Source organism: Amycolatopsis thermoflava N1165, assembly GCF_000473265.1.
GTDB lineage: Bacteria > Actinomycetota > Actinomycetes > Mycobacteriales > Pseudonocardiaceae > Amycolatopsis_E > Amycolatopsis_E thermoflava.
The window spans coordinates 3,912,450-3,928,807 of the sequence record NZ_KI421511.1 but is presented as its reverse complement, the minus strand read 5'-3'; the positions used below and the strand labels follow the sequence as shown (position 1 = coordinate 3,928,807).

Annotated in this window: 17 protein-coding genes; 8 read left to right on the top strand and 9 right to left on the bottom strand. The window is 73.9% G+C overall.

What is annotated here, in order from left to right:
* The 6 genes from AMYTH_RS45305 to AMYTH_RS0119335 form a co-directional block, all read right to left on the bottom strand.
* Positions 1-441 carry a type III secretion system chaperone family protein gene (locus AMYTH_RS45305; protein WP_051362751.1) on the bottom strand — a complete coding sequence of 147 codons (441 nt, stop codon included), beginning with the start codon at positions 439-441 and terminating at the stop codon, positions 1-3.
* Positions 442-453: 12 nt separating this feature from the next.
* Positions 454-1,173, bottom strand: coding sequence for a PP2C family protein-serine/threonine phosphatase (locus tag AMYTH_RS0119355; RefSeq protein ID WP_027931710.1), 720 nt, complete (start codon positions 1,171-1,173; stop codon positions 454-456).
* An 85-nt stretch (positions 1,174-1,258) separates the two neighbouring features.
* On the bottom strand, positions 1,259-3,130 hold the full coding sequence (locus tag AMYTH_RS0119350) for an ArnT family glycosyltransferase (RefSeq protein WP_027931709.1): 1,872 nt from the start codon (positions 3,128-3,130) through the stop codon (positions 1,259-1,261).
* 26 nt (positions 3,131-3,156) lie between these two features.
* Entirely contained in the window at positions 3,157-4,395 is a 1,239-nt protein-coding gene (locus AMYTH_RS0119345) for a bifunctional glycosyltransferase family 2/GtrA family protein (protein ID WP_027931708.1), read from the bottom strand.
* Positions 4,396-4,450: 55 nt separating this feature from the next.
* Positions 4,451-6,328, bottom strand: a complete 1,878-nt coding sequence (locus AMYTH_RS0119340) for an ArnT family glycosyltransferase (RefSeq protein WP_027931707.1) — start codon at positions 6,326-6,328, stop codon at positions 4,451-4,453.
* Positions 6,325-7,848 (bottom strand): sensor histidine kinase, encoded by a 1,524-nt coding sequence (locus AMYTH_RS0119335; RefSeq protein WP_027931706.1) that lies wholly within the window; start codon positions 7,846-7,848, stop codon positions 6,325-6,327. The genes AMYTH_RS0119340 and AMYTH_RS0119335 overlap by 4 nt, the downstream gene beginning before the upstream one ends.
* Before the next feature lie 156 nt (positions 7,849-8,004).
* Between AMYTH_RS0119335 and AMYTH_RS0119330 the strand changes: the two genes are divergently transcribed.
* From AMYTH_RS0119330 to AMYTH_RS0119305, 6 genes are read left to right on the top strand one after another with little or no spacing between them, the layout of a single operon-like run.
* Complete coding sequence (locus AMYTH_RS0119330; RefSeq protein ID WP_027931705.1) at positions 8,005-8,598, top strand: hypothetical protein; 594 nt, start codon at positions 8,005-8,007, stop codon at positions 8,596-8,598.
* Position 8,599: 1 nt separating this feature from the next.
* Positions 8,600-8,815: a hypothetical protein gene (locus AMYTH_RS0119325; RefSeq protein ID WP_027931704.1), complete on the top strand. Its 216-nt coding sequence runs from the start codon at positions 8,600-8,602 to the stop codon at positions 8,813-8,815.
* Positions 8,815-9,714, top strand: a complete 900-nt coding sequence (locus AMYTH_RS0119320) for an FAD:protein FMN transferase (RefSeq protein WP_027931703.1) — start codon at positions 8,815-8,817, stop codon at positions 9,712-9,714. The genes AMYTH_RS0119325 and AMYTH_RS0119320 overlap by 1 nt, the downstream gene beginning before the upstream one ends.
* Positions 9,711-10,244 carry a ferric reductase-like transmembrane domain-containing protein gene (locus AMYTH_RS45300; RefSeq protein ID WP_037322608.1) on the top strand — a complete coding sequence of 178 codons (534 nt, stop codon included), beginning with the start codon at positions 9,711-9,713 and terminating at the stop codon, positions 10,242-10,244. Before AMYTH_RS0119320 ends, AMYTH_RS45300 begins: the two co-directional genes overlap by 4 nt.
* Positions 10,241-11,353: an NADH-ubiquinone oxidoreductase-F iron-sulfur binding region domain-containing protein gene (locus tag AMYTH_RS0119310; RefSeq protein ID WP_037322607.1), complete on the top strand. Its 1,113-nt coding sequence runs from the start codon at positions 10,241-10,243 to the stop codon at positions 11,351-11,353. The genes AMYTH_RS45300 and AMYTH_RS0119310 overlap by 4 nt, the downstream gene beginning before the upstream one ends.
* Before the next feature lie 2 nt (positions 11,354-11,355).
* Positions 11,356-11,553, top strand: a complete 198-nt coding sequence (locus tag AMYTH_RS0119305) for a ferredoxin (RefSeq protein ID WP_228684870.1) — start codon at positions 11,356-11,358, stop codon at positions 11,551-11,553.
* A gap of 579 nt (positions 11,554-12,132) precedes the next feature.
* On the opposite strand, the gene AMYTH_RS0119300 is transcribed toward AMYTH_RS0119305, so the two are convergent.
* Entirely contained in the window at positions 12,133-12,714 is a 582-nt protein-coding gene (locus AMYTH_RS0119300) for a helix-turn-helix domain-containing protein (protein ID WP_027931700.1), read from the bottom strand.
* A gap of 89 nt (positions 12,715-12,803) precedes the next feature.
* Here AMYTH_RS0119300 and AMYTH_RS0119295 point away from each other — a divergent pair, with 89 nt between their 5' ends.
* On the top strand, positions 12,804-13,958 hold the full coding sequence (locus AMYTH_RS0119295) for an MFS transporter (protein ID WP_410468317.1): 1,155 nt from the start codon (positions 12,804-12,806) through the stop codon (positions 13,956-13,958).
* Here AMYTH_RS0119295 and AMYTH_RS0119290 read toward each other — a convergent pair.
* Entirely contained in the window at positions 13,955-14,362 is a 408-nt protein-coding gene (locus AMYTH_RS0119290; protein WP_027931698.1) for a MarR family winged helix-turn-helix transcriptional regulator, read from the bottom strand. The two genes, AMYTH_RS0119295 and AMYTH_RS0119290, sit on opposite strands and share 4 nt — an antisense overlap.
* 51 nt (positions 14,363-14,413) lie before the next feature.
* On the opposite strand from AMYTH_RS0119290, the gene AMYTH_RS0119285 reads away from it, so the two are divergent.
* Positions 14,414-14,743 (top strand): SRPBCC family protein, encoded by a 330-nt coding sequence (locus tag AMYTH_RS0119285; RefSeq protein WP_027931697.1) that lies wholly within the window; start codon positions 14,414-14,416, stop codon positions 14,741-14,743.
* A gap of 3 nt (positions 14,744-14,746) precedes the next feature.
* On the opposite strand, the gene AMYTH_RS0119280 is transcribed toward AMYTH_RS0119285, so the two are convergent.
* The gene (locus tag AMYTH_RS0119280; RefSeq protein WP_027931696.1) at positions 14,747-16,291 is read right to left on the bottom strand and encodes an FAD-binding oxidoreductase; all 1,545 of its coding nucleotides are present in this window, start codon (positions 16,289-16,291) and stop codon (positions 14,747-14,749) included.
* Positions 16,292-16,358: the final 67 nt, after the last annotated feature.

Sequence of the window (16,358 nt, the reverse complement as noted above, 5' to 3'; positions counted from 1 at the left end):
CTACGTCTCGTCGGTGAGCAGGCGGTGTTGCTCCACGAGCCACGTGTCGAACTCGACGGACGCGTGGATCCAGGTGGCGGTGGTGGTCACGAAGTGCTCCACCGTGACGCCGGCGCCGATCAGCATCATCGCCTCACCGATCAGGGTCACCGCGCCGTCGTCGCCGGTGTGGCTGTACACCTTCGGCCACAGCGTACGGCGGTTCCAGTCGTCGAGGAGTTCCAGCAGGTGCGGCTTGGCCTCGATCGCGTGGCGGCGGTCGTAGAAGGTGCGCACGGCGAAGGTTCGTCCCTCGTCCGCGCCGCGGAACACGAAGTACATCCGAAAGTGCTCCCACGGGGCGCCGAGATCGCCGTCCTCGTCGAGGCCGTACTCCAGCCCCATCTCCTCCAGCAGCCGCTCGACGAAGGCCTGGTCGGGAACGACGATCTCGGTGGTCATCCGGAGATCCTGTCAGGCGGGGGTGACGGTGGGCAGCGGGGTGGTGGTCAGGTCGGGCAGTGCGGGCGCCAGGTCGGCCATCAGCGCGGTCGCGTTGTCGTGGCCGCCCGCCGCCAGCACGGCGTCCACCAGGGCGTGTGCGCTGTTCGACGGCACGCGCAGCAGTTCGGCCATCGCGGCGCGGGTCAGGACCTTGTGGACGCCGTCGCTGGTCAGCAGCAGCCCCGCCGGACCGACCGCGACGGCGTGGCCGAACTCCTCGGGGCGCGCCGTCCGCACGCTGGTCGTGACCAGGTGCTCCATCCTGGGGGTGGGCACCTGGCCACGGTCGCGGAAGTACTGCGCCAGCGTGTGGTCCCTGGTCAGCTGGCGCAGCGAGTCGCCGTCCCAGGCGTAGGCCCGCACGTCGCCGACCCACCCGACGCGGTAACCGCCATCGACAGGCGTCGCGACCACCAGGACGCAGTCGCCGGCCGGCTCGGCGCGGACCGCCCGCTGCGCGGCGGCCAGTGCGGCAGCCGGCCCCTGCGACGCGGGCACCTGGACGGCCGTGGCGACGGCGACCTGGGCGGCCCGCGCGGCGCTCTGCTCGTCTCCCACGCCGTCGGCGAGGGCGAACACGACCTCCCCGGTGCTCGGGTCGGTGTAGGCCGCGGTGGCGTCGGCGTTCACCGAACGCGGGCCGCGGGCGGTCGCGGTGGCCCACACGGGGCTGGAGGTGAGGCGGTGCATGGTGGCCTCCTTCGTGCTGTTGTACCTCCACTGTCGACCGCCCGCCTGTGCTCAGGCTGAGATCGGCGTGAAGCCGGGCTATGAGTCAGCTCAGCACGTACACCGTGGTGCCCCCGATCGTCGTGGCCGTGAAATTGGCCTCGACCCACGCCTGGATCTCGCTGGACGACGTCTCACCGGAGCCGCGCATGCCCTGCCCGTCGGCGATGTAGTACTTGATCTCGCCGGCCGCGACGTAGGCCTGGAACTGCTCCAGCGTCGGCGACGCGTCGCTGCCGTCCCAGCCGCCGATCGCGATGACGGCCTTGCCGGTGGCCAGTTCCAGGCTCGCGGCCTGCTGCGACCCGCTGACCGCCGCCGCCCACTTGGTCGTGGTCTGCGACAGCAGCGTCGCCAGTTCCGCCGAGGACGACTCCCTGCCCGGGCCCATGCCGCCCATCGCGCTGGTGCCCGGGCCGGACGCCGGGGTCGAGCCGTTGTGCGCGACGCTCGCGGTGGTCACTCCGTAGGCCGCGCCGCCGAGCCCGAAGACCAGCACCGCGGCGGTGACCAGCACGGCGCCGATCCGCCGGAACTGGGTGACCCCGGCCAGCAGCCCGGTCGACACGAGCAGCCCGAGCGCGGCGACCACGAACTTCAGCCATGGCAGGTAGTCCGGGGTGCGGGCGAGCAGGATGTAGTCCCACACCGCGGTCACCGCGACCAGGCCGGCCAGCACCGCGCGGGCGGCGAAGTTCGCCCGGCCCTGCCACAGCGCCCTGCCCGCGATCGCGACCAGCGCGGCGATCGCCGGGGCGAGCGCCACCGAGTAGTACGGGTGGACGGTGCCGCTCATGAAGCTGAACACGCCCGCGGTCACGACCAGCCAACCGCCCCACAGCAGCAGCGACAGCCGGGTCTTGTCCGTGCGCGGCGCGCGGCGGGTGAACCACAGCCCAGCGACCAGGCCGAGCGCCGCGGCGGGCAGCAGCCAGGAGATCTCGGCGCCGAAGGCGGAGTTGAACATCCGGAACACGCCGGTGCTGCCGCCGAACCCGGTGCCGCCGCCCCCGCCCAGGTTGCCGTCGCCGCCGAAGATCCGGCCCAGGCCGTTGTAGCCGAGCGCCAGCTCCAGCAGGCTGTTGGTCGTCGAACCGCCGATGTAGGGCCGCGAAGACGCGGGCCAGATCTCCACCAGCGCGACGTACCACCCGGCCGACACGACGACGGCGACGAGCGCGCCGAGCAGGTGCAGCAGGCGACGCCGCAGCGAGGCCGGCGCGGCCACCAGGTACACCAGCGCGAACGCCGGCAGCACCAGGAACGCCTGCATCATCTTGGTCAGGAACGCGAACCCGATCGCGACACCGGCGAGCGCCAGCCACTTGCCGCTTGCCTTCTCGGTGGCGCGCACCGTGCCGTACGCGCCCGCGACGAGCAGCAGCACCAGCAGCGCGTCCGGGTTGTTGAACCGGAACATCAGCACGGCCACCGGGGTGAGCGCGAACACGGCGCCCGCGAACAACCCGACGACGGGTCCGGACGTGCGCTTCACGGTCGCGTACAGCAGCCCGACCGAGGCGACCCCCATCAGCGCCTGCGGCGCCAGGACAGTGAAGCTGGAGAAGCCGAAGATCCGCGCGAACGCCACCGCGACCCACAGCGCGGCGGGCGGTTTGTCGACGGTGATCGAGTTGCCGGAGTCCAGCGAGCCGAACAGCCAGGCCTTCAGGTCCTGGGTGCCGGCCTGGACCGCGGCGGCGTAGAAGCTGTTGCCGTAGCCGGATGCGGTCAGGTTCCACAGGTAGAGCACCGCGGTCGCGGCCAGCAGCGCGAGCACCGCGGGCCGCACCCAGGCGGGCTGGTTCGACGGCCCGCGCAGGAGCCGGCGCATCCGGCCGCCGGGCGGGGAGCCGGCGGGCTCCTCGGCCCGGTGCCGCGGCCCGGTGCGGGCCGGCTCGGTCAGGACGCTGGTCATCTCGGATCTCTTTTCTCTCGGAGGAGTCAGCTCTGCCGGCGCGGGTGGAACACCCAGCCGCGCAGCAGGACGAACCGGAGGACGGTGGCGGCGAGGTTCGCCAGCACCAGGACGGTCAGTTCGAGCGCGAGCCCGGGCGCGGTGAGCCCGGTCAGCAGCGCGAGCGAGCCGCTGGTCAGGACGAGCCCGAGCCCGAACACGATCAGGCCTTCGAACTGGTGCCGCCCCGCGCCCTTCGCGCCGCGCACGCCGAAGGTGAACCGGCGGTTGGCGGCGGTGTTGGCGACGGCGGTGACCCCGAGCGCCAGGAAGTTGGCGAGCTGCGGGCCCATGCCGAGGCGCAGCAGCAGGAACAGCACCAGGTAGGCGAGCGTGCTGCCGGCGCCGATCGCGGCGAAGCGGACCAGCTGTGTGGCCAGCCGCGGCGGCACCCCGAGCGCCGACACGCCGATCGGGTGGCGGCCCAGCTGCGCGCGCAGGTCGCTGATCGGCAGCGTGCCCTTCGCGAACGCCCGCAGCATGCGGGCCACGCCCTTGAGGTCGGCGGTCGCCGTCGCGACGATGTCGACCGAGGAGTCCGGGTCGTCCACCCAGTCCACCGGCACCTCGTGGATGCGCAGCCCGGCGCGCTCGGCGAGCACCAGCAGCTCGGTGTCGAAGAACCAGCCGGTGTCCTCGACCAGCGGCAGCAGCTGCCGGGCGACGTCGGACCGGATCGCCTTGAAGCCGCACTGCGCGTCGGTGAACTTCGCGGCGAGCGCGCCGCGCAGGATCAGGTTGTAGCAGCGGGAGATGAACTCGCGCTTGGGGCCGCGCACCACGCGCGCGCCGCGGGCCAGCCGCGAGCCGATCGCGACGTCCGAGTGCCCGGAGATCAGCGGGGCGACCAGCGGCGCGAGCGCGGCCAGGTCGGTCGACAGGTCGACGTCCATGTAGGCGACGACCGGTGCGTCCGAAGTGGACCACACGGCGTTCAGCGCCCGCCCGCGGCCCTTGAGGTCCAGGTGGCGCACCTCGACCTCGGCGAACTCGCGGGCGAGGCGCTCGGCCACCTGCAGGGTGGTGTCGGTGCTCGCGTTGTCGGCGACGGTGATGCGGAAGCGGTAGGGGAGGGAGGTGGTCAGGTGGGCGTGCAGCCGGCGGATGCACGGCTCCAGGTCGGTTTCCTCGTTGTAGACCGGGATGACGACATCGAGGACCGGGTCGGCTGTCCGGGTGTCGATGCGGGTCGTGCCGGGGCCGGTCGCGGGGATCGTGACTGTCATGCCTCCACGGTCGCGGCGCGTGCTGTGCCGGGACTTTGAAGAAGCCTTGTGGCGACTAGGAAGTCAGGTCGTACACGGTCACACCGTCCACAGTGGTCGAAGTGAAGTTCGCGGCCACCCACTCGGCGATCTCCTCGGCCGCGTCGCTGCCGCCGGTGCTGTTGATCTCGGCGGGCTCGCCGACGAAGTAGTGGATCCGCCCGTCCGCCACGTACTGCTGGAACTGCGCCGGCGTCGGGGACGGGTCGGTGCCGTTGAACCCGCCGAGTGCCATCACCGGGAAGCCGGACGCCAGCTGGTAGCTCGCCGCCGGGTTGGAGCCGACGGTGGCCGCGACCCACGTGTAGTTCTCCGCGTCGGCCTGCAGCAGCGCGGTCATCTCGGCGCTCGGTGTCGTGGTGGTGAGCAGGCTGCCGACGCCGCCGCGCATCCCGCCGCGTTGACCACCACCGGGCGGGCCGCCCTGGCCGCCGAAGCCGCCGCTGCTCGGCCCGGCCGAGGGGATCGCGCCGGAGTGCGGCGTGGCCGTGGTCGCCACCGTGTACGCACCGGACCCGAGCAGCGAGGCGATCAGGGCCAGCGCCGCGACCCCGCGGGCGCCGGAGCGCGGCAGCCGGTCGGACACCAGGACCAGCACCGCGGCGGCCAGCCCGAGCAGCAGCACCACGTACTTCAGCCAGGGCAGCCAGGTGGATTCCCGCGTCAGCAACAGGTACCCGGTCAGCGCGGTGAGCACGACACCGCTGGACAACAGCCCGGACGCGATCGGGTGCGCCCGCGCCCGCCACAACCGGACCGCGCCGGTGCCGACGAGCGCGGCGACCGCCGGGGCCAGCGCGACCGTGTAGTAGGGGTGGATGATCCCGCTCATGAAGCTGAACACGCCGCCGGTGACGACCAGCCAGCCGCCCCACAGGATCGTCGCGGCGCGTGTCCGGTCGGTGCGCGGCGCGCGCCAGGTCAGCCACGCGAGCGCGCCGAGCGCGATCGCCGCGGCGGGCAGCAGCCAGGCGATCCCGCCCGCCATCTCGCTGCCGAACAGCCGCGCCCAGCTGCCGCTGCTCTGCGCGCCGCCGAGGCTGCCGACCTCGTCGCCGGTGATCCGGCCGACGCCGTTGTAGCCGAGGGTCAGTTCGAGGATGCTGTTGCTCTGCGACCCGCCGATGAACGGCCGCGAGTCCGCCGGCCACAGCTCGACGACCGCGAGGTACCAGCCCGCCGAGACGACCACCGCGCCCAGCGCGCCGAGCAGTTGCAGCAGCCGCTTGCCCAGCGACGTGGGCGCGGCGACCAGGTAGGCGATCGCGAACGCCGGGAGCACCAGGAACGCCTGCAGCATCTTCGCCAGGAAACCGAACCCGACCGCGACCCCGGCCAGCGCGAGCCACTTCGGGGACGCCTTTTCCAGCGCCCGCACCACGCAGTACGCGCCGAGCACGAGCAGCAGGACCAGCAGCGCGTCCGGGTTGTCGAAGCGGAACATCAGCGCGGCCACCGGGGTCAGCGCGAGCACCGCCCCGGCCAGCAGACCCGCCGTCGGCCCGGACACCCGGCGCACGGTGGCGAACAGCGCCCACACCGAGCCGACGCCCATCAGCGCCTGCGGCACGAGGATGCTCCACGAGCTGAGCCCGAACAGCCGCACCGACAGGCCCATCACCCACAGGGCGGCGGGTGTCTTGTCGACGGTGATCGCGTTCGCCGCGTCGCTGGATCCGAAGAACCACGCCTGCCAGCTCTCCCCGCCGGCCTGCGCCGCGGCCGAGTAGAACGCGTTGGCCCAGCCGGACGCGCTCAGCCCCCACAGGTAGAGCACCGCGGTGGCGATCAGCAGCCCGCCCAGCGCCGGGCGCACCCAACCCGGACCGGGCGGGTGCGGATCGGCGGGTTCGGGGGTCGAGGGTGCGGAGCCGCGCTCGGCGAGGGCCGTCATGAGGTCACTGTGACCGCGCGAGCTTGGCCGTCGTTGTGGCGTTCCTGTGTGGAACCTGTGCGCGGCAGCCGCACCTCGAACTCGGTGCGGCCGGGTCTGCTGTGCACGCCGACCGTGCCGTGGTGCGCGTGCACCACCGCGGCGACGATGGCCATGCCGAGACCGGTGCTGCCTGCCGCGCGGGAGCGTGACGAGTCGCCGCGCGCGAAGCGTTCGAAGACGTGCGGCAGCAGGGCGGGCGCGATACCGGGGCCGTCGTCGGTGACGGTCAGGACCGCGCTGCCGTCCGCCGACACGCTCAGCCGCGTGGTCACCGTCGTGCCGGGCGGGGTGTGCGTGCGGCCGTTGGCGAGCAGGTTGCCGAGCACCTGGTGCAGGCGCTGCGCGTCGCCGGCCACCACGACCGGGTCGGGCGGCAGTTCGAGCCGCCACCGGTGCCCGGGCCCGGTGATGTGCGCGTCGCCGACGGCGTCGGCGACCAGGCGGGTCAGGTCGACCTCGCCGGCGTCGAGGGGGCGGCCCGCGTCCAGCCGGGCGAGCAGCAGCAGGTCGTCGACCAGCGTCGTCATGCGGTCGGCCTCGGATTCGACGCGGCTCATCGCGTGCGCGATCTCCGGCGGCACCCGGCCGCCACTGCGCCGGGTCAGCTCGGCGTACCCGCGGATCGCGGCGAGCGGGGTGCGCAGTTCGTGGCTGGCGTCGGCGACGAACTGGCGCACCCGCATCTCGCTGTTCGCGCGGGCGTCGAGCGCGTTGTCGATGTGCACGAGCATCCGGTTCAGCGCGTAGCCGACCTGGCCGACCTCGGTGGACGGATCGGTGTCGGTGACCGGCACGCGCACCGACAACGCGACGTCGCGGCGGTCCAGCGGGAGTTCGGTGACCTTGGACGCCGCCGCGGCCACCCGGTCGAGCGGGCGCAGCGTGCGGCGCACGACGAACGCGCCGACGAACCCCGCGCCCAGCACGGCGATCGCGGCGACCGCGGCGAGGATGATCCCGACGGTCAGCAGGGTGTCCTCGGCCTGGTCCATCGGCAGGCCGAGGACCAGCACGACGCCGTCGTCGATGGTCGCGATGACCCGGTAGTCGCCGCCGGACAGCGAGATCGTGTGGGCGTGGCCGTCGACCGGGGTCGCCAGCAGGGCCGCGGCGTCGGCGGCAGGCAGCGCCTGCGCCTCGTTCTCCGGGGAGCCGGGGATGGGGGCGAGGGTGGCCGCTTCGAGCACCCGGCCGCCGGCCAGCTGCGCGTACAGCGTGCCCTCCGCGGTGCCCGGGATGTGCAGCGGATCGTCCCCGGCGGGCCCGTCGAAGTGCCGGGTCCGCTCGACCGCGTCCCGCACCTGCGTGTCGACCTGCTGGGTGAGGAACCTGCTCAGCGCGAACTCGCTGATCACGCCCACCACCAGGCACACGACGGCGAGCAGCGCGACGAGCGCCGCGATCAGCTTGGTCCGCAGCGGGCGGACGCGCCGCGGTCGCGTCCCGGCCCGCCGGTGGGCAGGGTGGGGCAGGTTCATGCCACGACGATCCGTCGGGTTCGTGTGTGGTGCTTGTGCCGTCCCTGTGAGGCGGCTGTGTCCGCCCGGGCACAGGAATCCTTCACCCGTCCCACAGTCGGTCCACAGCGGAGCCGCCGAAGCTGGTCCTCGACGCACCGGCGAGAGGAACCCACGATGACCACGGAACAGCAGACCGCCCCGCAGTCCCAGGAATGGGGCGCCCAGCAACCGCCGCGGAAGTGGTCCGCGCGCAAGACCGTCGCCGCGGTCGCCATCGCGGTCGGCGTCGCGAGCGCGGGTGGCGTGGCGATCTACGCGGCGAGCGGCTCGACCGACTCGTCGGCGATGGGCCAGGGCGGGCCGGGCGGCGGCATGGGGATGCCCGGCGGCGGTTCGGCGAGCGCGATGGTGAACGCGCTGCACGGCGAGTACGTCGTCGCCGACGGCAACGGCGGCTACACCACCGAACTGATGCAGATCGGCACCGTCACCGAGGTCAGCGCGACGTCGCTGACCGCCAAGAGCGACGACGGCTACACCAAGACCTACACGATCGACAGCGACACCGCGGTCGGCGACAACGCCGACCTCAGCAGCATCGCCACCGGCGACACCGTCACGGTCGTGGCGTCGGTGTCCGGCGACACCGCGACCGCCGACACGCTGACCGAGGGCACTGCCCAGGCAGGCCCGGGCGGCGCGGGCGGCGGCCAGCAGGGCGTGATGCCGCGCCGCGACGACGGCACCTCGGACTCGGGGTCGAACTGACGTGGACGCGCGGGAGAGCGGTGCGCGGCGGGCAGGCTGGCTCACGATCGGCCTGGCCGTGGCCGGGGTCGCCGGGGTGACCGCGGTCGCGGGCACGGTGCACGAGGCGTCGGCGACGGTGGGGTCCACTTCGGACAGCGCGACGGTGCCCGGGTTCAGCGGCGGGGACCTGTCGCAGGGCAGCGGGCAGGCGCACGCGCAGTCGGGAGGTTCGTGATGACACTGGTCGACGACGCGACGGTGGCCGAGTGGCCGGTGTGGAGCACGACGGCGCGGGTGGTCGTCACCGACCCGGCCGCGCTGGCCGAGGCCCGGTTCGTCGTCGAGTCCGAACTCGGCGAGGTCGAGCGGGCGTGCAGCCGGTTCCGGCCGTCCGAACTGGCCGCGGTCGAGGCGGCGGGGGAGGAGGTCGAGGTCGGCGAGCTGCTGGCCGAGCTGATGGGCGCCGCGCTGGAGGCCGCCAGGCGCACCGGTGGTGACGTCGACCCGACGCTCGGCGAGGCGCTCGCGCAGCTCGGCTACGACCGCTCGCTGCCGTTGCCCGCGGAAGGTCCGGCTGTGCCGGTGCAGGTGCGGCCCGCGCCCGGCTGGCAACGGATCCGGTTGGCGGGACGGCGGTTGTTCATCCCGCCCGGTGTCCGCGTCGACCTGGGTGCGACCGCGAAGGCGCTGGCCGCCGACCGCGCCGCGCGGCACGCGGCGGGCCGGCTCGGCACCGGCGTGCTCGTCGAACTGGGCGGCGACCTGGCGACCGCGGGCGCCGCACCGCCCGGCGGGTGGCGCATCCACGTGCAGGACCAACCGGACGACCCGGCGTGCACGGTGGTGCTGCCGTCCGGCGCGGCGATGGCAACGTCCAGCACGCGCAGCCGCAGCTGGTTGCGTGGCGGGCGGCTGCTGCACCACGTCCTCGACCCGCGCACCTGCCAGCCGGTCGAGCGGATCTGGCGCAGTGTCACGGTGGTCGCCGACCGCTGCGTCGACGCGAATACCTGCACCACGGCGGCGCTCGTCCGCGGCGTCGACGCCTTCGGCTGGCTGCGCGACCTTCGGTTGCCCGCCCGGCTGGTCGCGCGCGACGGCGAGGTGCGTGTGCTGGGCGGCTGGCCGGCATGAGCACCGATGCGCTGTGGGACTTCGGGCGTGGCAGCGGGGTGGTGGCGCTGGTGCTGGTCACGGTCAGCGTCGTGCTGGGGATCCTGACCCGGCGCGGCGAACCGGTCGCCGGGCTGCCGCGGTTCGCGGTCACCGAGGTGCACCGCAACGCGAGCCTGCTGTCGGTGGTGTTCCTCGCGCTGCACGTCGGGCTCCTGTTGTTCGACCCGTACGCGCAGCTGCGGATCTTCGACCTCGTCGTGCCGTTCGCGGGCGACTACCGGCCGTTCTGGCAGGGGCTGGGCACCGTCGCGCTGGACCTGCTCGTCGCGCTGGTCGTCACGAGCCTGCTGCGGCAGCGGCTGGGCAGGCGGACGTGGCGCGCGGTGCACTGGCTGGCCTACGCGATGTGGCCGGTCGCGGTGGCGCACTCGCTGGGCACCGGCACCGACGCGTTCAGCGCGTGGTTCCTCGCGATCGCCGCGGTGTGCGTGGCCGCGGTGCTCGGCGCGGCGGGGTGGCGGTTCACGCGGAAGGAGCTGGTGTCATGACCGTGCTCGAAGCGGCGGCCCCGGACCTGGCGGCGCACGAGAGCCGCAACGGGCCGATCCCGTGGGGGCAGGACGTGGTCGGTGACCTGGCCGCGGCGGGGCTGACCGGCCGCGGCGGCGCGGGGTTCCCGGCGGCGCGCAAGCTGGCCGGGATGAAGCCCGGCGGGGTGGTGATCGCGAACGGCGCCGAGGGCGAACCGGCCAGCCGCAAGGACCACACCCTGCTCAGCGTGGCGCCGCACCTCGTCCTGGACGGGCTGCAGCTGGTCGCGGAGGCGGCCGGCGCCCGGGAGGTGTGTTGCTACGTCTCGCCCCGCAGCGCGATGGCGGTGCGGACCGCGCTGGCCGAGCGGCGGGAGTGGGACGCGCGGCCGGTCCGGGTCGTCGTCGCGCCGGAGACCTTCCTGGCCGGTCAGGAGTCCGCGGTGATCGCCGCGGTCGAGGGCCGCCGCGCGGTGCCCGCCGACCGGCTGCGCCCGGCTGTCCACAGTGGATACCTGGTGCACAACGTGGAGACGCTGGCCCACGTCGCGCAGATCCTGCGGTACGGCCCGGCGTGGTTCCGGTCGCGCGGCACGGCCGACGAGCCGGGCACGTTCCTCGCGACCGTCGGCGGCGCGGTGCGGTCGCCGGGCGTGTACGAGGTGCCGTTCGGCACGCCGCTGCCGGTGCTGCTGGACAAGGCCGGGGGAGCGGGCCCGCTGCGGGCGGTGCTGGTGGGTGGCTACCACGGGGCGTGGATGGCGCCGGACGTCACGCTGTCCAGGGCCGCGGCCGGCTCGCTGGGCGCCGGGGTGGTGGTCGCGCTCGGCGCCGCGGACTGCGGATTGCAGGCGGCGGCGCGGATCGGGGACTACCTGGCGCGGGAGAGCGCGCGCCAGTGCGGGCCGTGCCGCAACGGGTTGCCCGCGCTGGCCGGGGTGCTGTCCGGCTTGGCCGCCGGGGACGCGGACCTCGCGCGCGGCGCCGGTGCGCTGGCGTCGCTGGTCGAGGGCCGGGGCGCGTGCCACCACCCGGACGGGACGGCGCGTTTCGTGCGCAGCACGGTGCGGATGTTCGCCGACGAGATCGCGCGCCACGGGCGCGGGGAATGTGTTGCGAGGAGATGACCGTGCGCCTGCACATCGACTGGACCGCGTGCGACGGCCGGGGCCTGTGCACCGAGCTGTTGCCCGAACTGCTGGACCGGGACCCGTGGGGCTACCCGGTGCCGCCCGGCCGGGAGCCCGAGGTGCCACCCGGACTGGTCCCGCACGCCGAACGAGCGGCCCGCCTCTGCCCGACGCTGGCTTTGCGGCTGCGCCGTTAGCATCGCCGGATGGGCGGGGTGTCGCGGAACCTGAACTACCAGCCCGAGTGGCCGGTCCCGGAGTTTGCGGGGCTGTCGGTCCCGCGGGCTAGCGCGCTGGCCGGCGAAACCGGCGTGGCGCTGATCGACGGGACGGCCGGCGCGCCCGCCGGCCGTCGGGCGCATCGTTGGCGAGGGCCCGCGCGGCACGACTCGGCGTCGGTTGGCGCATGGTCGGGGTGTGGGTGGAGCGTGGCGCTGATCGACGGGACGACCGGCGCGCCCGCCGGCCGCCGGGAGCGTCCTTCGCCAGGATCCGCACGGCACGTCACCGAGCCGTCCGCGCACGGTCGCGGTGTGGGTGGAGCGGGGCGCGCGGGTCTGACTGTCAGTTGGCGTGCCCGTTTGCGGCGCTGGCCGTCGGCCGCGTCGTTGGCGAGGGCCCGCGTGGCACGACTCGGCGTCGGTTGGCGCGTGGTCGGGGTGTGGGTGGAGCGGGGCGCGCCGCCCTTGACCGTCCGCGGCGCGCATGGCGCGCCATTGCGCCGTCCGCGCACCGTCCCCACACGGGCACGGTCGAGCGGGGCGCGGGCCTGACCGTCAACCACGCGCCCGGGTGCGCAGGTGGATGCGCTCACCCTGCTTGCCGAACAGGCTCAGCACCTCGACGCCACCGCGGCCGGCCGCGCCGAACCAGTGCGGGATCTGGCAGTCGAACTCGGCGGCCTCCCCGGCGCCCATCACGAAGTCCTTGCCGCCCAGTTGCACGCGGAGCCGTCCGCGCAGCACGTACAGCCATTCGTGGCCCGCGTGGGTGCGCAGGTGCGGTTCCTCGTCGTGCGCCGGGATGATCATCTTGTACGCCCGCGGTTCGCTCTGCTGCCGGGACAGCGGGATCAGCACCCTGCCGTCCTTCCGGGTCGGTTCCTGCGGCACCCGCGGGTCGACGATCCGGGGCGCGGCGACGATCTCGTCGAGCGGCACCCCCAGCGCAGCGGTGACCGGCAGCAGCAGCTCCAGGCTCGGCTTGCGCTGACCCGACTCCAGCCGCGACAACGTGCTCGTCGAGATGCCGGTGGCGCGGGACAGCGCGGTCAGGCTGACGTTCTTCCGCTCCCGGGCGCGCCGCAGCCGGGGAGCGATCTGCTCGATGACGGCGCCGATGGTCGGTTGCGACTCCACGGACGCAGTGAACCAAGGCGTCCCGGTTTCGGCAACGTCTGTTGTCGGGGCCGGGCGGTCTCCGGATCCTCGCGGTGGAGGTGATCCGAATGGAGATGATGATCGGCAGGCGGACCCGGAACCGCCTGCCCGCAGGGGTGTACCTGCTCGGCTTCAGCCTGTTCGCGATGGGCACGGCGGAGTTCCTGCTGGCCGGGGTGTTGCCGGCGGTGGCAGGCGACCTGGGCGTCCCGTTGTCGGCGGCGGGGTTCCTGATCACCGCGTTCGCGCTCGGTGTGGTGCTCGGCGGGCCGCCGTTCGCGGTGCTCAGCCTCCGCTGGCCGCGTCGCGCGACGCTGGTGGTGACGCAGGGCGTCTTCGCCGTGAGCATCGCCGCCGGGCTGCTCGGCGACTACCCCGTCCTCGTGGCCACGCGGGTCGTCGCGGGCGTCGCCTACGCCGGTTTCTTCGCGGTCGCGTCGGTGACCGCGGTCAGCCTCGTGACGCCGGACCGGAAGGCCAGGGCCTCCGGGGTCGTGGTGAGCGGGCTCAGCGTCGCGATGGTCGCCGGCGGGCCCGCGGGCACGCTGCTGAGCCACTTCACGAACTGGCGCGGCGGGTTCTGGGCGGTGGTGGCCCTGACGGTGGCCGGGATCGCCGGCTGCCTGCTCGGCATCCCCGACACGCCCAACCGCGCGAGCAGGCCCAGCGTTGCGGGCGAACTGGCCACCATGCGGAAACCGGCGCTGTGGGGCCTGCTCGCGATCACGATCCTCACCACCGCCGCCTACATGATCACGTTCAACTACCTGGCGGCCATGCTCACCGTGCCCGACGTGTGGGTCCCCGCGGTACTCGCGCTGTTCGGGATCGGGGCATTCGGCGGGCTGTCGATCGGCGGCCGGGTGTCCGACCGCCGCCCGCACCTGGCGCTGCTGACCGGCGCTGCCGCGATCGTGGTGCTCTCGGTGGCGGTGGCCGCCGCCGTCGGGCACGGCTGGGCGGTGGTGCCGCTGGTCTTCCTGCTCGGCGTCGCGGCGTTCGTGCTGAACCCGGCCATCTACGGGCGCGTCTTCACCGTCGCGGCCGGCGCGCCGACCCTCGCCGGCGCCACCACCGTGTCGGCGTTCCAGCTGGGAATCAGCATCACCCCGGCGCTGGCCGCGGCCGCGCTCACGCGAGGCGCCCCGCTCAGCGCGGTGTGCTGGATCGGCGCCGCCCTGGCCGCGGCCGCCGTGCCGCTGATCCTGCTGGACCGGCGTTAGGCCCCCTCCGCCACGCGGGCCAGCATCGCGCGGAACGAGCGTTGCTCGGCGGCGCTCAGCGGGCCGAGCAGTTCGTCCTCCACGGCGCGGATGTCGGCCCGCGCCGCGGCGTGCCGGGCCTCGCCGTCCGGCGTGAGGCGCACGGTGTGCGAGCGGCGGTCCGCCGGGTCGCGTTCGCGCACCACCAGGCCCTCCTGGGCGAGCTCGTCGAGCAGGCCGATCAGCCGGGTCTTGTCGTAACCGATGGCCTTCGCCAGCGCGAGCTGTGAGGTCGCCGGCTGCGCGGCGAGGCTCGACAACGCCGCGTACGCCCACATGGAGAGCCCGTGCGCGCGCAGCACGGGCTCCTCCGCCTTCATCAACCGCCGCACGATGCGCGCCAGCGAAGCGCCGAGTTCTGCCACGCACCGAATCGTAGAGTGACAAGACGATAAGCAAGAGCGTACGATCTGCTCATGCCTACGATTTCCGAGTCCATCTCGATCGCCGCCACGCCCCAGACCGTCTTCGACCTCGTGTCCGACCCCAGCCGGCTGCCGAAGTGGGCGCCCGGCGTGGACGCCACGCGAGTGCGCGTCCGCGCGTCACGGGAACACGGCACCGTCGACTTCTTCGCCGCCGACAACCCGGACGCCGGCGTCTACACCCGCGTGCTGCCCAACGGCGAGGGCGCCGAGTACCAGTTCACGATGTTCTTCCCGGACGGCACACCGGAGACGGTCGTCGCCGAGCAGGCTTCGGTCGTGCGTGGTGAGCTGGATACCGTCCGGACGCTTTGCGAATGACGGTCAGGGCCGGTGGAAGTGCTCCACGTGCACGGCGTCGTCCGGCACGGCGTGCTCCGCCAGCGCCGACCGCACCGGCCCGGCGACCTCGGGCGGCGCGCACAGCAGCCACTCGTCCACCTTCGACGGGTGCAGGCGCGCCTCCAGCAGCCCCCGGATGCGCCCCGGGTCCAGCCCGCCCGGCAGGTACCGCTCGTACGAGATCGCCAGCGCCTGGCCGATGCTGTCGAACGGCCGCGTCCCGCGCGCGTACCGCAGGCTCGGGTCGCGCTCGTCGGTCCGGTAGTGCGTCACCCGCAGCCGCCCTTCGAAGCGGCGCGCGTACTCCGAAAGCTCGTCGGCGAACAGCGTGTCGTCCCCGGACCGGTTCACGTACAGCAGCGTCACCCGGCTGCGGGGTGACTTCTCCAGCAGGTGCACCACGACCGGCAGCACCGGCGCGATCCCCGATCCCGCCGCGACGGCCACCACGTGCCGCGGTTCGGAGCGCAGCGTGAACGTCCCGGACGGCGGCCGCGCCAGCACCCGGTCGCCGAGCCGCAATCCCATGGCGTACCCGGAGAACCGGCCGCCGGGCACCCGTTTGATCGCCACCCGCAGCTCCGGCTCGTCCGGGCACGCGCAGATCGCGTAGCTGCGCTCCACCGGCTCGCCGTCGATCTCGGCGCGCAGCACGAGGTGCTGTCCGGGCGCGAACCGGAACACCTCGCGCAGCCCGTCCGGCACGGCGAGGGTGACCGCGACGGCCTCGCCGGTCAGCGAGCGCACGCCGGTGACGGTCAGCGGGTGGAACTCCGACGGCGCCTCGGTGGCGGGCGCCGCGGACTCCGGCGACCGCGGCAGCGGGATCGCGGTGTAGCGGTAGAACGGACGGCCGGGCCGCTCGGCGTGCATCCGGTGGTATCCGGTCGGCCGCCGCCGCGGGCGCCAGTCGTGGCACCACGACACCAGCGCGAGCGCGAGCCGCTGCGGTACCAGATAGACGACCGCCAGCTCCCACCCGTGCCCGGTGCCCACCACGGCCGCGAGCACGCACGGCAGGAACACGAGCATCCCGAGCGTCTCGGCGCTCTCCGCGGTCGGCCGCCCCGGCGTGGACAGGTAGCGCCACGCGTACCAGAGGTCCACGGTGGCCCAGCGCAGCGGCAGCGTCCACGCCGGGCCGCGCGTGTTCCACGGCGTGAGGTGCTCCGGCGACCCGGACCGGTGCTGGGTGAGGTGCACGTACCTGGCCGCGGGGAAGCCGCCGAACGGGGACACGAACGGCACCGTCACGCGGCCGAGCGCCCCGTTCACCCACGTGAGGCTGCCCGCGGCGTGGTGCGCGGCCTCGTGCAGCACGGTGAACAGGGCGACCACGGCGAGGGTATGCAGCGGTACGGTCGCCCACGCCGGTGAGTGCCAGACCAGGGCGAGCAGGGTCGCCCAGCTCCACAGGCCCAGCCCGCAGGCGGCGAGCGCGACGGTCGGCGCCACCACCATCGGCAGGCGCGTCGGGGGTTCCGCCACGACCTGCGGAACGCCCTGGACCTGGGCATCGGCTGTCACGAACCGGGCTCCTGGGGACGGCGGGACGGCAGGACCAAGACGGTAGACAAAGCGTCCCCAAATGTAA

What these genes read in the sequence shown, in the direction of transcription:
- AMYTH_RS0119340 (WP_027931707.1), bottom strand. Translation starts at nt 6,328, where the DNA reads ATGACGGCCCTCGCCGAGCGCGGCTCCGCACCCTCGACCCCCGAACCC.
- AMYTH_RS0119310 (WP_037322607.1), top strand. Translation starts at nt 10,241, where the DNA reads ATGACCGTGCTCGAAGCGGCGGCCCCGGACCTGGCGGCGCACGAGAGC.
- AMYTH_RS0119355 (WP_027931710.1), bottom strand. Translation starts at nt 1,173, where the DNA reads ATGCACCGCCTCACCTCCAGCCCCGTGTGGGCCACCGCGACCGCCCGC.
- AMYTH_RS0119330 (WP_027931705.1), top strand. Translation starts at nt 8,005, where the DNA reads ATGACCACGGAACAGCAGACCGCCCCGCAGTCCCAGGAATGGGGCGCC.
- AMYTH_RS0119345 (WP_027931708.1), bottom strand. Translation starts at nt 4,395, where the DNA reads ATGACAGTCACGATCCCCGCGACCGGCCCCGGCACGACCCGCATCGAC.
- AMYTH_RS45300 (WP_037322608.1), top strand. Translation starts at nt 9,711, where the DNA reads ATGAGCACCGATGCGCTGTGGGACTTCGGGCGTGGCAGCGGGGTGGTG.
- AMYTH_RS0119295 (WP_410468317.1), top strand. Translation starts at nt 12,804, where the DNA reads ATGGAGATGATGATCGGCAGGCGGACCCGGAACCGCCTGCCCGCAGGG.
- AMYTH_RS0119320 (WP_027931703.1), top strand. Translation starts at nt 8,815, where the DNA reads ATGACACTGGTCGACGACGCGACGGTGGCCGAGTGGCCGGTGTGGAGC.
- AMYTH_RS0119350 (WP_027931709.1), bottom strand. Translation starts at nt 3,130, where the DNA reads ATGACCAGCGTCCTGACCGAGCCGGCCCGCACCGGGCCGCGGCACCGG.
- AMYTH_RS0119285 (WP_027931697.1), top strand. Translation starts at nt 14,414, where the DNA reads ATGCCTACGATTTCCGAGTCCATCTCGATCGCCGCCACGCCCCAGACC.
- AMYTH_RS45305 (WP_051362751.1), bottom strand. Translation starts at nt 441, where the DNA reads ATGACCACCGAGATCGTCGTTCCCGACCAGGCCTTCGTCGAGCGGCTG.
- AMYTH_RS0119335 (WP_027931706.1), bottom strand. Translation starts at nt 7,848, where the DNA reads ATGAACCTGCCCCACCCTGCCCACCGGCGGGCCGGGACGCGACCGCGG.